This is a genomic window from Burkholderia sp. BCC1972 (assembly GCF_905339605.1).
GTDB lineage: Bacteria > Pseudomonadota > Gammaproteobacteria > Burkholderiales > Burkholderiaceae > Burkholderia.
On record NZ_CAJPGH010000028.1, the window covers coordinates 71,696 to 84,602 of the forward strand.

Genomic DNA, 12,907 nt, shown 5'->3' on the forward strand with positions numbered 1-12,907 from the left:
TCTTGATATTCATCAAGCCAGCGTAAACGTGGGACGGTTTGCCGCAGGCTCGGTCGCATTGCCGGTCAGCAGCAGGTCGAGCAGATCGCGCACGCTGCGGATCGCACGGCCGAACGGCAACGCTTCGCGGCCGCGGAAGAACAGCCCGTTCGCGACGTCGCCGCGCAGCGCGGCCGCGAGCCGCGTGTCGATACAGAAGTGGCCGAACTTCTCGATGCCGTCGCGCAGGCCGCAAACGCTCAGGCATTCGAGCGCGGTCGGGCAGCGCTGCTTCAGCGCGCCGAGCTTGGTGCGGATGCGCGTCTCGTTGCGCAGGTAACGATCGAGCCACGGCGTCTTCACCGCGCGTGCGGGCAGCCCCGTCACGCTGACGAATTCGACGATGTCGTCGGGCGTCGCGTCGGCGAGCACGCGCTTGAAGTGCGGATGCGCATCGCCCTCTTCCGTCACCGCGAACGGCGTACCGACCTGCACGCCGTTCGCGCCGGCCGCGAATGCCGCGCGCACCGTGTCGTGACTGTTGACGCCGCCCGCAACGATCAACGGAATCGTTTCGCGCTCGAGACCGAGCGACGCCATCACCTGCGCGGTCTCGTCGAGCACGCGTGCAAAGTCGAAACGGTGATCGTGCATGTCGTCGATCTGCGTGACGCCGAGGTGGCCGCCCGCGTGCGCCGGATGCTCGATCACGATCGCGTCGGGCAGGCGTCCCTTCTTCATCCACTTCTTCAGCACCAGCGCGATCCCGCGGCTGTCCGACAGGATCGGGATCAGCGCGATGTCGTGCCCTTGCGTGAGGTCGGGCAGATCGAGCGGCAGACCCGCGCCCATCACGATCGCGTTCGCGCCCTCGTCGCACGCGACACGCACGTAGTCGGCGTGCGCGCTCACCGCCTTCATCACGTTGACCGCGATCATGCCGCGCCCTTCGCCGTAGGTCTTCGCGAGACGGATCTCGCGTGCGAGCGCCTCGAGGTTCGCGGCTTCGAGCGTCGCGCGATCGGGTTGCGCGCGGCAGCGGGCGAGCAGGTCCGCGTGATGGTGGCGCAGGTCGATGCTCGCGATCGTGCCGACCGCGCCTTCGCGCGCGACGCTGCCGGCCAGCCGGTGCGCGGAGATGCCGACGCCCATGCCGCCCTGCACGACGGGCAGCAAGGTGCGGCCGCGAATCGTCAGCGGCGGAAAGGAAGTGCGTACGGTCATCTGAAACCTCGTCGGAACATCGGAACCGCGATGATCGACGATCCAGCGACGCGCACCTTGACGGCCGTCAATAAAAAAACGGCGCGCGCGCGCCGTTTCCGTTTCATGCCACGCGAAGCGCTCAGGCGGGCTTCGCCGGCTTCAACTGCATCGACTTGTACTCGAGATACTCTTCGAGCCCGTACACGCCGTTCTCGCGGCCGTGCCCCGACTGCTTGTAGCCGCCGAACGGCGCGGCCATGTTCCACGTGCCGCCGTTGATGTCGACCTGTCCCGTGCGGATGCGGCGCGCGACGCGCATCGCGCGTTCGTCGCTGCCGGCCCACACCGCGCCGCCGAGCCCGTACGGCGAATCGTTCGCGATGCGCACGGCCTCGTCTTCATCGCGATACGTGATGATCGACAGCACCGGCCCGAAGATCTCCTCCTGCGCGATCGTCGATTTCGGATCGACGCGGCCGAACACCGTCGGCTTCACGAAGAAGCCCTTCGCCACGCCTTCCGGCAGGCCCGTGCCGCCCGTCACGAGTTCCGCGCCTTCGTCGATGCCGCGCTGGATGTACGCCTGCACGCGCTGCTGCTGCACGGCCGACGCGAGTGCGCCGAGGCGCGTCGCGTCCTGCCGCGGATCGCCCGCGACGTACGTTTCGGCCGCCGCGAAATCGGCGTCGTCCAGGATCACCGACGCCGACTTGCCGCCCAGCTCCAGCGCGACGCGCTTGACGCCCGCGGCCGCCAGTTCGGCCACGCGCTTGCCCGCGCGCGTCGAGCCCGTGAACGACACCATGTCGACGTCCGGATCGGTGGCCAGCACCTCGCCGACGACCGGCCCATAGCCGCACACGAGGTTGAACACCCCGGCCGGCAGCCCGGCCTCGTGAATCGCTTCGGCGAGCATGAACGCGTTGAGCGGCGCGACTTCGGACGGCTTCAGGACGACCGTGCAGCCGGCCGCGAGCGCCGGCGCGACCTTCAGCGTGACCTGGTTCAGCGGGTAGTTCCACGGCGTGATCGCCGCGACCACGCCGACCGGCTCGCGCACGACGAGCGAGTTGCCGACCTGTGCCTCGAATTCGAACGACTCGGCAAGCTTCGCGTACGCCTTCCAGTTGTAGATCGGGCCGCCGACCTGGATCGCGCGCGACAGCTTGATCGGCATTCCGACTTCGCCGGTGATCGATTGCGCGAGTTCCTCGCTGCGCGCCTGCAGATGTTCGACGATCTTGCGCAGATAGCCCGCGCGCGTCGCGGGCGGCGTGGCCGCCCATGCATCGAAGGCCGCGCGCGCCGCGCGGATCGCGTCATGTGCGTCGGCTGCGACGCCTTCGGGAATCCGCCCGATCACGGCCTCGGTGCCCGAGTCGATCACATCGATCGTGCCGGTTCCGGCCGGTTTGCGCCATGCGCCGTCGATGTAGAACTGGTCGTAGATTTTCATCGTTTTCCGCCTCCAGGAAAGCAGACATTCTAGCGAGCGTTCCGGTCGGCCGGCGTGACGATTGACAGCCATTCGAAAGGACCTTAGCCTCGGCGCCTCATTCATCATAAGAAAGGAGAATGCCTTGAGCATCCTGACCAGAATCGAGGGCGGCTATCTTCAGGTACTGCGCGTGATCGTGCTGCTGTTCGCGACCGCCGTGCTGATCGGCGGGGTCATTTTCGGCGCGGTCGCACTCGACGCACGCCTGTCGAAGCCACAGAAAGTCGAATCGGCCATCCAGGTCGATCCCGCATCGTTCGCGTGGGAGAACGACGCACCCGCCAAGGCCGCGCCGGCCGCCGGCGGCGGCGCCGCCACGGAAGACAGCGCGTCGCCCGCGCTGCGCCTGTCGACGCAGTTGTCCGCCATCGTGCAGAAGCACGGCCGCACGGCCCTGTCGCCCGACTACGCGGTCGACCGCGACGCGTACGAGCCGTCGTTCCAGCGCGTGCTCGGCGACGACGACCACCCGGATATCGGCTACTTCGAGCAGCAGATCGCGTATCTCGACAAGGTGCTGTCGCGCGCCGACGTCGCAGCCGGCGTGAAGAAGAAGGTCACCGCACACGGCGACGAGTATGCGCGCGAGCAGGCGTACACCGACATCGTGTCGGCCGTCATGCGCGATTTCTCCGAGCGCTACGACGCACGCCGCACCGCGATCGAGAACGAGAAGAAGGCCGCGGAAGACACGGCCGCCGAGAACGGCCAGACCGCGCGCTACGCCGGCGCCGCCGCGCTCGTCGCACTGTATTCGTTCGTGTCGCTGGCGGTGCTGATCATCCTGATCCGCGTCGAGCGCAGCATCCGCTCGATCGCGCGCGCCACGCACACGCCGACCTGAACCCCGCCCGCCGGGCTGCGGCGGGCCCGGCGACGGGCCCGCTTCGCGGCGAAAGCGGCCGCGCCCGGCCGTCCGTTCCTGCGCTTTCGCGCACTTTCCGTTCCCGCTCCCCCCTTCCTCTGCCGCAGGCCATGAACGCACGCGCCGCGTCCGTCTCGCCGCCGCCACGTCAGCATCCACCCGGGTGCGCGGGCGGGCCCGCATCGTGCTATGTTTTTATTATCGGCACCGGCCCATTGCAACCGGCGCCGCCCGGAATCGACGCATTTCGTGAGCGCTGCCATGACCGACGCACCCCATCTCCTCGGCTCGCAAGATCGCCTTGAACTGCTTTGCTGGCTCACCTGCGGCAACCTCGGCGCGTTTTACCTCAACGAATCGTGGCCGGACGCCGCGTTCCAGGTCCAGGCTGCGCACCGCTGGCTCGACCGCCATCACCGCCAGGCCGACTGGCTCGCGGTCGCGAAGCTCGCGGCGCTGGCGCAGGACATCGCGAAGCGGCATGCGGGGTTCGTCGACGCGTCGTGGGCGCGCGACGCAGTCGAGGAAATCGTCGATACCGACGATCTCGACTACCGCGCGAAACTCGTGCAATGGGTGTACGAAGACTGCTGCAAGGCGCTCGCGGACAAGCGGCTGGCCGATTGAGCCGTCCGTCGCGGCCGCGTGCGCGCGGCCACGGCATCGCTTTGCGCGATGGTCGTTCCACCGTGCCGGACGTCACAGTCTGAATTGCTGACGCGTTACGGTGCACGCGCGCCCCTCTGGTGCCGGCACGCACGCGGCGTGCCGCTGCGCTTACAGCAGCGACTTCGCCTGCGTCAGCACCTTGTCGCAGATCTGCCTGGTCACCTGCTGCTTCAGCCCGCCGCCGCTCAGGTCGAGCTTGCCGCCGTTGCCGGCGTCGAGGATCCCGCTCGCGCCGCTCGTATAGCCGCTGTCCGACGACGCATTGCCGCCGAGCTTGCCCATCAGCGCGTCCTTCACCGACGCTGCGCCGCCGGACGCGCCGCCGAGATAGTTGTTCTGGATGCAGAACTGCAGCAGGCCCGCGACGTTGCCGGTGCTGCCCGGTGTCAGCGACGCACCGCCGCCGCCCGTCAGCGCGCCGCCTAGGCCGCCGAGGTTGCCGAGCGCACCGCCCGCGCTGCCGCCCGAATCGCCGCCGCCGACCTGTTTCAGGACATCGCCAAGCTGCGCATGGGCCACCGAAAACGGTGCGAGCAATCCGATCAGCGCGCCGGCAACGGTCGCGCGGCATAGACGTGCATTCATGTGAAGCCTCCCGGTTGTGACTGAGTGAGTGCCGCGAATCGAATCCAAGGATACTCAATCGACCCGTGCATGACAGCCTTCACGCATGGGCCGAAACGTCAGGCATCGTGATATCGCGGCGATTTGACAATGCTTGACGGCGTGCCGGCCGGCATCGCAGGCTCGACAAGCGATCGAATGCGCGTACCGGCGATCGTCATCTCGTCTCGCCGGCGCACATGAAGCGCCTTAGAATCATCGTCGCCGGCCGTTCGGACCCTCCGGCCCGATCTCAACCTCGACCATGAAGGATGCTCGCGTGGCGCTTGCCCATCGATTTCTGCGGATCGCCGGCGCATCGGCCGCGCTGCTCGCCGGTTGCGGCACGGCCGCTGCGGCGCCCGCCCCTGCATGCCCGTCACCTTCGTTCGACCGTTATCCGGCACCGGCCGCCAGCGCGCCGCGCAAGCCGGCCGCATCGCCCCGGTTGACCAGCAAGGAAGCGCGCCTGTACCGCACCGTGATTCGCGACGCATTCACGCAACCGGCCAATTTTGCCGGTCACTATCGCGTGGCGATCTGGGGTTGCGGCACGGATTGCCGGAATTTCGCGATCGTCGACAAGGTCACCGGCGCGACCTATACGATGCCGGGCGTGACGGCCATCTCGGGCGTGATGGGCAACGACGACGAGCGCGTCGAGTTCCGCGCCGGCAGCACGCTGCTGATCGTCGCCGGCTGCTTCAACGACGCTTGCGACGACAACCATGCGAAGGCGGCCCGGTTCTTCTACGAATGGACCGGCACGCGCTTGCGCCCGATCGGCACCTGTCCGCTGGCCATCGAGCCGGTTCAGTGAGCGACGCGGTCGATCCATGACATCCATTCACCTCAGCTTCGACGACGGCCCCGGCCCGTCGACACCTGCGTTGCTCGACGTCCTGCGCGACGCATCGTGCAAGGCAACCTTCTTCCTGCTCGGTAAAAATCTGGAGGGCGCACTCGACGTCGCCGCGAGAATGGCGCGCGAAGGCCACCGGCTCGGCAATCACACGCATTCGCACGCAAGGCCGGGCGCCCTGGCGAACGACGCACTGATCGACGAGATTGAGGCGACCGACGCGCTGATCCGCGATGCCTGTCGCATGGCCGGCGTGGCCGCGCCGGACGCGATCCCGCTGCGTCTTCCCTACGGGCTGATGCCGCAGGACGAGCGCGCCGGCGTGCTGGCGCGATTGCAGCGCGAACACACGGGCTGGACCGCGATACTGGACGACTGGCAGCGCCCCGCGCCGTCGCCGCAGGCGCTGTTCGACGCGATGTGCGCGCATGTCGACGCCAGCCTGGCGAAACATCGCGACGTGCTGTTCTGCATGCACGACGGGTCGCGACATGGCGAAGCGCGGCCCAACACCGTCGAAGCCGTACGCCTGTTCCTGAATCGGCAGGACTGAAGCAGCGGCCGGTCAGCGTCCCGGTGCCGCGCTGTCCAGCAACTGCCGCCAGCCACCGAGAAAGCCGATGCCGGGCCCCGGCACCCACAAGCCGCGCTGTGCGGCTTCCAGATGAATCAGCGTCTGGTCCGCGCAGAACAGCATCGCCAGCGCATCGCGATTGGCGCGCATCCAGCCCGGCACGGCATCGGACCGCATCGCCGCATAGGCGAGCAAGCCGGCCTCCCATCGCGGCGCATCGAACACGAAGCGATCGTCCCGGCCCGCATCACGCGACAGCGCGAACAGCGCAAAGGCCGCCTCGAGCCACTGCGCACCCTGCCCCGCATCGTCGAAATCCAGCACGCCGTTCACCGCGTGCCCGACATACAGCAGGTTGCCCGCGTGATAGTCGCCGTGCAGCCAGTGCACCGGCCCTGTCAGCCAGTGAGCGGCGGCATCGAGATGTGCGCCGATCCGCCCGATCGCCGTGGCGTAATCGCCGCTCAGGCCGCCCGGCAGCGACGGCATCGAGCGCGACGCCACGCGCGCATGGCGCGAGGAGAGCCACGCCAGCGGCGTCGATGCGTTCACGGGTATCGCGGCCAGTGCCGCATGCAGATGTGCCAGCGCGCGCATCGCATCGATCGCCCCCGCGTGAGCGTCATGCGGCAGGCCGGGCTGGCCGTCGATATGTTCGAACAGGTGCAGCCAGCGTCCATCGTCGACCTGCACGCCGGCTTGCGCATCGACGGTCGGCCGCAGCCGCGGCAGCGCGGGCAAGATCGGCCCCGTGCGCGAATCGCCGAGACGACCGAGTATCGACGCCTCGCGATGCACCTGCTCGACCGGCTTGCCGGGCCACGACACGCGCAGCACCGCGCGCCCCGCGTCGCACTCGACGAGATACGTTTTGTTAGTATGGCCCGATGCCAGCGCGTGCACGCGTGCCGGCACGATGTTCCAGTACCGGCGCAGCCACGGTTCCAGCGTTTTCACGTCACTCCTACTCGTTGCATTGACCATGTCAGAGCGTCCTTCGGCCCGCATGCGGGACATCAATATCGAATGGCTGACGCGCGCTGCCGAATTCGATCATCTGTTCCAGACGCGCTGGCTCGGCGAGCGCTTCTTCCATCTGCCCGGCGACATGCTCGCGCTCCAGGAGCTGATCTGGCGCGAGCGCCCCGACTGCATCGTGCAGACCGGCATCGCGGCGGGCGGCGGCGTCGTGTTCTCCGCGTCGATGCTGGAACTGGCCGGCGAGCACGGCCGCGTCGTCGCGATCGAACCGCGCCTGCGCAACGAAGTCAGGCAGCGCCTGCAATCGCACCGGCTCGCCCATCGCATGACGCTGATCGAAGGCGATTCGTGCGCAGCCGGCACGCTCGCGTCGGTACGCGCGCAAATCGGCGACGGCGCGCGCGTGATGGCGATCCTCGACCTCACGCATACGCATGCGCACGTGCTGCGCGAACTCGAATGCTATGCGCCGCTCGTGACGCCCGGCAGCTACGCGATCGTGATGGATACCATCATGGAGTATCTGCCCGAGTCGATGTTCGACGGCAAGCCTTACGGCCGCGGCAACAATCCGGCGACGGCCGCGCGTGAATTTCTCGCGCGCGACGACCGGTTCGAAGCCGACTTCGACATCGAGGACCGCGTGCTCATGACACTGTCGCCAGGCGGTTTCCTGAAGCGAGTGCGCTGATCAGGCGCGCCGCCTCCGCCGAGCCGTCGCGCACGTAGCTGTCGCGGATGCGCGCCGCGTGCTCGCGCAGCGAACCGGGACGCAACAGGCGTTCGAGCGCATCGGCAATCGCCGCGACGCCGGCCTGCTGCAGATCGAGCACGCACCCCGCACCGGCCCGCTCGACGAAGTGCGCCGAATGGAACTGGTCGTTGCAGAACGGCGACAGCAGCATCGGCACGCCGCACGCGAGCGACTCCATCACCGAATTCGCGCCGCCGTGGCTGACGAACGCGTGCGTGTGCCGCAGCAGCGCCAGTTGCGGCGCATAACGCACGGCGATCACACGCTCGTCGGCGGCCGGCAGCAGGTCCGAGTCGACCAGTTCGCCCACCGACAGCACCAGTTGCGCCGACGTCGCGCGCGTCGCGTCGATCACCTTCGCGAACAGGTCCGGGTGGTAGTAAAGCTGGCTGCCGAGCGACATGTAGACGAGCGGGCGAGCGGCGTCGATCCGCTCCCACGGGAACGCCGTCTCGTCGCCGCGCGGGCCCGACGGCATCGCGGGGCCGACCAGCTCGACACCCGGCGGCGGCGCACCGACCAGCGCGTCGGTCGTGAACGCGAGCGTCAGGTGCGGCGACAGGACATCGCAACCGCGAAAGCGCGCATCGAGCCCGTAGCGCGCAAACAGATCGGCACGTTCCGGCGCGAGCCAACGCACCGTGCGCAGCAGTTCCGAATCGAGATCGTCCGGCAGCACCGGGTTCAGCGAATTCGACATCGACACCCACGGCAGCCTTTCCAGTTCGGCGGCAATCGCGGCCGCATAAAGCAGCGGATCGATCACGACCACGTCGGGCCGCCAGTCGCGCAGCACCGCGCGGATGCCGTCCACCTGCGACGGTGCCAGGTCGATCAGCAGCGTACGGATCCAATGCCGCAGCCAGCCGGCATCGCGAATGTTCGCGGCGAAGCTCTCGCCGCGCGACAGGTCGTGGCGCTCGGGCGTCTCGCGCGGCCCGACGAACGCGAAGTCGCCGGCGCCGTCGAGCTGTGCGCTGATGTCGGCCGGCGCGTAGAACGCGACGTTGCAGCCCGCGGCGCGCAGGTGCTGGGCCGGACCGATGCACGGATTGACGTGGCCCTTCTCGGGCACCACGCAGAACAGGATGCGTTTCATGAGCAGTTCAGGCTGGGCGATGCACGGCATCGACGTGAAGGTGCGCGAGATGATCGAGGATCAGCGCCAGCGTCGCCCACAACACGCGTTCGGTATCGGCCTGCAACGTGGGCGCGGCAAGCCCGAGCGAGTCGGCCAGCGCATGCGTGCGGTCGCGATCGAGCAGCACGCCGAGATCCATCGCCGGCGCGAGCCGCCCGCGCTTGGGGCCGTGCACCAGACGATCGGGCAGGTTCAGCCGCGCACCGAGATCGCGCAGGCATCGCTTGTCCGGGTCGGGCGCGATGCTCGTCAGATGGGCGACGACGGCCGCATCGACGAACGGCGGATGCAGGTCGACCGACGCCGCATCGAACAACGCGTGGCACAGCGGCAGATAGTTGGCCGACTGGTCGCGGCGCAACACCTGATCCGCGCCGTCGCCGGTAATCGCGACCTCGATGCCGTCTGCCGCCATCGCCTCGGCCAGCAACAGCTTCGCGACCGGATGCAGATTGAACATCGGCTCCTCGACCGCATGGGTCGTTCTCGGCAGCGCCGCGACGAAATCGGCCTCGGTCGCGCGCACGATCTTCACGTTCGCCTGAATCTGCATGGCGAGTTCGAGCGCCGCGTCGAGTTCGCAGTAGTCGGGCATGTCGGTCGCGAGGATGTACGCCGTCACGTGCGGCAGCGCGCCGAGTTCGCGCAGCAACGCAAGCAGCAGCGCCGAATCGAGCCCGCCGCTCAGCGCCAGCGCGACGCGCTTGCCGCTGTCGAGCGCGCGCTGCAGCGACGCGCGCAGCACGGTGTCCAGGTCGGCGTGCTGCGGCCGTTCCGGCGACGGCTGCACCGTCAGCCCTGCCGGCGAACGGATCAACGCGTGCCCGGGCGGCACCGCGAGCACGTCGCGCAGCACGGTGCGGCCGACGCGACGCTCGCCGCTCAGGTAGCCCGCGATGGCGGCCGTGTCCGGCGCGCCGGCCGGTTGTCCCGCCGCACGCAGCGTGGCGCGAATGCCGGACGCCGACACGCCGCTGTGCGGATGGTAGTGCAGACGATCGAAACCGAACGGGTCGCGCGTGCCGACGATCATGGAAAACGAGCCTTCAAGGTGTCCACTTCAATGCGTTTCAGGATGCGATGCGGTGCCACCGGCGCGCTGCCGCCCTGGCAATGCAGGCACGCTTCGAGCGGCGCCTCGCGTTGCAGATACGCGAGCATCGCGTCGAGCATGCCTGCGTCGTCGCGCAGCGGCAGGCCGTCGGCCTGAAAATCCTTCTCGCCCTTGTAGAGCGTATGGAAATGCGCGGGACGCGTGCACGTGTAGAACATGCCGTCGCGAATCATATGGCAGCGCTCGCGGATCCAGCAATCGTGATAGAGGCGCTGCGCTTCGTCGCGGTCCGTGCCGGGCTGCGCGCGATTCATCGTCGTGAACACGTCCTGCACCTTCCAGTTCAGGCGCACGTCGAAACGGGCAGCCTGGTGTTCGACATGTGCGATCAGGTCGGGCGAAAGCGCCGGCTTCGGATAGCGCGAGATCGTCAGCGCATCCACCGCCTGCCAGAACGCGTCGGGCATCTCGCCGAGTTTCAGCCCGTTCGTCGTGACGGAGATCACGGGCGCAATGCCCGTCGCGCGCACGCGTTCGATCAGTTCGACGAGCGCCGGATGCAGCAGCGGTTCGCCGCCGACCAGCTTGAACATGCGCGGGCTCAACACTTTCGCGGCCTTGCGCAGATCGGCCTCGATCGACTCGGGGCGCGCATGCCACTCGGGCAACAGCGGCGACAGCGAGCAGCATTCCGCGCAGGTCAGGTTGCAGTGATCGACGATATGCGCTTCCAGCGAGCGCGTCCGGATGCGGCCGTTTTCGACGCGGTAGTCGCGATCGAGCGGCGGCGGAAAGACATGCTGCCGCTCGCCGGACGGCGACGGATTCGGGATCTTGTTCGGATTCGCACTCACTTCAGGTTCCTGCTTCCACACAACGGGAAAAGAAATCGACGAGATGGCCACGCGCATCCACCATCGCGGACGCCATCGTCACCGCGCCGTTCAGGTGCGACGCGAAGCGCGACGGATCGTCGAGCCAGCCTTGCACGACCCACAGCTTGAGCGCGTGCTGCAGGCACGCGGCATCGACCGCCCATGCGATGCACGCGGGATTCACCGGCCGCACGCGCCGGTATCCGCGCACGAACGCTTCCGCCAGCTGCGGCGCTTCCAGCGGCAGGTGATTCAGGCACCGCACCAGTTCGTACTCGCGCGGCGCGCCGATCGACGCCTCCCAGTCGAGGATCAAGGGCGGCAGCGAGCCCGTGAAAAGATAGTTGAACTGATTGTAGTCGTTGTGGATCGGGTGCTGCGGATCGTCCGCGGGAAACGCGTCGATGCTGCCCGGATAGTAGCGGTCGAGCATGCGCAGCGCGAGATCGACATAGCGGCGCAGGTTCTCGACGCTGTCGTTCGAGCGTGCGTGATTCAGCGCGTCGAGCAGGCTGCCGCGCACGGCATCGGCGTCGATCGCGGTCAGCCGCGCGCGGATCGTGTCGAGCGACTGCAGATGCAGGTGTTCGAGGCACAGATGCAACGCGGCCAGACTCGCGCCGAGCGCATCCCATTCGGCCGGCGAGAACGTATCGTAGGTCCTGAACTGCCCGGCTTCCCAGCGCGTCACCATCGCGTGCGAACCCTGCCCCGTCCACAGCGGTTCGCCGGACGTCGTGCGCTTCAGCGTCTGCACATGGAAACGGGTATCGCCGTGCGTTTCGAGGTGAGCGAGGACGGCGGCTTCCTTGGCCGCGCGTGCATGGTGCTCGGACGCGTAGAGCTTGACCGCCACATCGCCGCCGCTGCCGGTCGGCAGATGCCACACGCGTTCGCTGACCTGGCGCGGCGCCGCGCCTCGGGCCAGCGCGTAGGCATCGCGAATCTCGTCAAAGGTGGCGGCAAGCGTGTCCATTCAGATGTGCTCGGCCGGCCCGTGCCGATACGGATGACCGGTCAGAAACGTGTTGTGCCCGACGTAGCGCAGCTTGTACATCGCCGGCCGGAACAGCACCGAAGGATCGTTGTTCGCGATGCCGAGCAACGGATACAGGTCATGCCGCACGAAGAACGCGTTGTTGCCCATGTCGTCACAGCAGACGAGTTCATAGCCCTTCTGCCTGCCGAGATGTACGAGCGATTCGAGGCTCGCGCCGTAATAGGTCGAGCCGTCCCATTCGTGGTCCGGGTTGAAGCACATGACCCAGCGTTCGGGCGGCGCGTAGTACGGGTTGTATTCGATCACGACGATGCGCGGCTGGAACGCCTGCAGGCCGCGCCAGACCCAGTAGTCGTTGCCGTCGATGTCGATCGACAGCAGGTCGAAGTCGGCCGGTACATTCGCCTCGGTGAGCAGTTGATCGACCGTGTCGGGCTGGACGCGGTCGTGGTGCAGGCGCACGCGCTCTGCGCCCGCGTAGTGCGCGGCCAGCTTGCCGAACCGGTATGCGCTGCCTTCCACCAGCACGCCGGCCCAATCCTGCTCGCGCAGCAGCCGCGCGGTGTTGCTGTTGCGCAAGCCGTCGCTCGCGCCGATATCGACGCAGAAGCGGTTGGTCGGCACGATCCGCTCCATCAACCGCGACAGGATGGCCTCCTCGGTGCCCTGCGCATACAGGCTTGGCGCAAGGCCGGACAGGTCGAGCGGGAGAGGATGGTCCTGCATCGAAAACGGCTCCGGAGCGAAATGGGGAATGATGGGTGGCGTTCGGTGGGTAATTTACCTGAAGTCGATTAAGCAGAGGAAACGGGAATGCGCGGCGCTGGCGAGCGTCGACATGATGCG

Annotated in this window: 14 protein-coding genes; 5 read left to right on the top strand and 9 right to left on the bottom strand. The window is 67.8% G+C overall.

Annotated elements, in window-relative coordinates:
* Nucleotides 1–12: 12 nt before the first annotated feature.
* Entirely contained in the window at nucleotides 13–1,203 is a 1,191-nt protein-coding gene (locus U5798_RS30405) for a nitronate monooxygenase family protein (protein ID WP_322084128.1), read from the bottom strand.
* Nucleotides 1,204–1,324: 121 nt separating this feature from the next.
* Nucleotides 1,325–2,641: an aldehyde dehydrogenase family protein gene (locus U5798_RS30410; protein WP_322084129.1), complete on the bottom strand. Its 1,317-nt coding sequence runs from the start codon at nucleotides 2,639–2,641 to the stop codon at nucleotides 1,325–1,327.
* 124 nt (nucleotides 2,642–2,765) lie between these two features.
* On the opposite strand from U5798_RS30410, the gene U5798_RS30415 reads away from it, so the two are divergent.
* Nucleotides 2,766–3,527 (top strand): hypothetical protein, encoded by a 762-nt coding sequence (locus U5798_RS30415; RefSeq protein ID WP_322084130.1) that lies wholly within the window; start codon nucleotides 2,766–2,768, stop codon nucleotides 3,525–3,527.
* 282 nt (nucleotides 3,528–3,809) lie between these two features.
* On the top strand, nucleotides 3,810–4,175 hold the full coding sequence (locus U5798_RS30420; protein WP_124451973.1) for a hypothetical protein: 366 nt from the start codon (nucleotides 3,810–3,812) through the stop codon (nucleotides 4,173–4,175).
* Between the two features lie 150 nt (nucleotides 4,176–4,325).
* Here the strand turns inward: U5798_RS30420 and U5798_RS30425 are convergent, their stop codons facing one another.
* Nucleotides 4,326–4,802, bottom strand: a complete 477-nt coding sequence (locus U5798_RS30425; protein WP_124451975.1) for a DUF2501 domain-containing protein — start codon at nucleotides 4,800–4,802, stop codon at nucleotides 4,326–4,328.
* Between the two features lie 298 nt (nucleotides 4,803–5,100).
* Between U5798_RS30425 and U5798_RS30430 the strand changes: the two genes are divergently transcribed.
* The gene (locus tag U5798_RS30430; RefSeq protein WP_124451977.1) at nucleotides 5,101–5,640 is read left to right on the top strand and encodes a hypothetical protein; all 540 of its coding nucleotides are present in this window, start codon (nucleotides 5,101–5,103) and stop codon (nucleotides 5,638–5,640) included.
* Between the two features lie 16 nt (nucleotides 5,641–5,656).
* Nucleotides 5,657–6,235, top strand: coding sequence for a polysaccharide deacetylase family protein (locus U5798_RS30435; RefSeq protein WP_322084131.1), 579 nt, complete (start codon nucleotides 5,657–5,659; stop codon nucleotides 6,233–6,235).
* Between the two features lie 12 nt (nucleotides 6,236–6,247).
* Here the strand turns inward: U5798_RS30435 and U5798_RS30440 are convergent, their stop codons facing one another.
* Nucleotides 6,248–7,240, bottom strand: a complete 993-nt coding sequence (locus tag U5798_RS30440; protein WP_322084132.1) for a phosphotransferase — start codon at nucleotides 7,238–7,240, stop codon at nucleotides 6,248–6,250.
* Here U5798_RS30440 and U5798_RS30445 point away from each other — a divergent pair.
* On the top strand, nucleotides 7,239–7,928 hold the full coding sequence (locus tag U5798_RS30445) for a cephalosporin hydroxylase family protein (protein ID WP_322084133.1): 690 nt from the start codon (nucleotides 7,239–7,241) through the stop codon (nucleotides 7,926–7,928). The two genes, U5798_RS30440 and U5798_RS30445, sit on opposite strands and share 2 nt — an antisense overlap.
* Here U5798_RS30445 and U5798_RS30450 read toward each other — a convergent pair.
* The 5 genes from U5798_RS30450 to U5798_RS30470 are packed head-to-tail and all read right to left on the bottom strand — an operon-like array spanning nucleotide 7,885 to nucleotide 12,787.
* Nucleotides 7,885–9,090 (bottom strand): glycosyltransferase, encoded by a 1,206-nt coding sequence (locus U5798_RS30450; protein WP_322084134.1) that lies wholly within the window; start codon nucleotides 9,088–9,090, stop codon nucleotides 7,885–7,887. The genes U5798_RS30445 and U5798_RS30450 overlap by 44 nt on opposite strands.
* Before the next feature lie 7 nt (nucleotides 9,091–9,097).
* Complete coding sequence (locus U5798_RS30455) at nucleotides 9,098–10,165, bottom strand: asparagine synthase-related protein (RefSeq protein ID WP_322084135.1); 1,068 nt, start codon at nucleotides 10,163–10,165, stop codon at nucleotides 9,098–9,100.
* The gene (locus U5798_RS30460; protein WP_322084136.1) at nucleotides 10,162–11,040 is read right to left on the bottom strand and encodes a 4Fe-4S cluster-binding domain-containing protein; all 879 of its coding nucleotides are present in this window, start codon (nucleotides 11,038–11,040) and stop codon (nucleotides 10,162–10,164) included. Before U5798_RS30460 ends, U5798_RS30455 begins: the two co-directional genes overlap by 4 nt.
* 1 nt (nucleotide 11,041) lies before the next feature.
* Complete coding sequence (locus U5798_RS30465) at nucleotides 11,042–12,037, bottom strand: phosphotransferase enzyme family protein (RefSeq protein ID WP_322084137.1); 996 nt, start codon at nucleotides 12,035–12,037, stop codon at nucleotides 11,042–11,044.
* The gene (locus tag U5798_RS30470) at nucleotides 12,038–12,787 is read right to left on the bottom strand and encodes an FkbM family methyltransferase (RefSeq protein WP_322084138.1); all 750 of its coding nucleotides are present in this window, start codon (nucleotides 12,785–12,787) and stop codon (nucleotides 12,038–12,040) included.
* Between the last annotated feature and the right edge of the window lie 120 nt (nucleotides 12,788–12,907).

What these genes read in the sequence shown, in the direction of transcription:
- U5798_RS30405 (WP_322084128.1), bottom strand. Translation starts at nt 1,203, where the DNA reads ATGACCGTACGCACTTCCTTTCCGCCGCTGACGATTCGCGGCCGCACC.
- U5798_RS30410 (WP_322084129.1), bottom strand. Translation starts at nt 2,641, where the DNA reads ATGAAAATCTACGACCAGTTCTACATCGACGGCGCATGGCGCAAACCG.
- U5798_RS30420 (WP_124451973.1), top strand. Translation starts at nt 3,810, where the DNA reads ATGACCGACGCACCCCATCTCCTCGGCTCGCAAGATCGCCTTGAACTG.
- U5798_RS30425 (WP_124451975.1), bottom strand. Translation starts at nt 4,802, where the DNA reads ATGAATGCACGTCTATGCCGCGCGACCGTTGCCGGCGCGCTGATCGGA.
- U5798_RS30435 (WP_322084131.1), top strand. Translation starts at nt 5,657, where the DNA reads ATGACATCCATTCACCTCAGCTTCGACGACGGCCCCGGCCCGTCGACA.
- U5798_RS30445 (WP_322084133.1), top strand. Translation starts at nt 7,239, where the DNA reads ATGTCAGAGCGTCCTTCGGCCCGCATGCGGGACATCAATATCGAATGG.
- U5798_RS30440 (WP_322084132.1), bottom strand. Translation starts at nt 7,240, where the DNA reads ATGGTCAATGCAACGAGTAGGAGTGACGTGAAAACGCTGGAACCGTGG.
- U5798_RS30450 (WP_322084134.1), bottom strand. Translation starts at nt 9,090, where the DNA reads ATGAAACGCATCCTGTTCTGCGTGGTGCCCGAGAAGGGCCACGTCAAT.
- U5798_RS30455 (WP_322084135.1), bottom strand. Translation starts at nt 10,165, where the DNA reads ATGATCGTCGGCACGCGCGACCCGTTCGGTTTCGATCGTCTGCACTAC.
- U5798_RS30465 (WP_322084137.1), bottom strand. Translation starts at nt 12,037, where the DNA reads ATGGACACGCTTGCCGCCACCTTTGACGAGATTCGCGATGCCTACGCG.
- U5798_RS30470 (WP_322084138.1), bottom strand. Translation starts at nt 12,787, where the DNA reads ATGCAGGACCATCCTCTCCCGCTCGACCTGTCCGGCCTTGCGCCAAGC.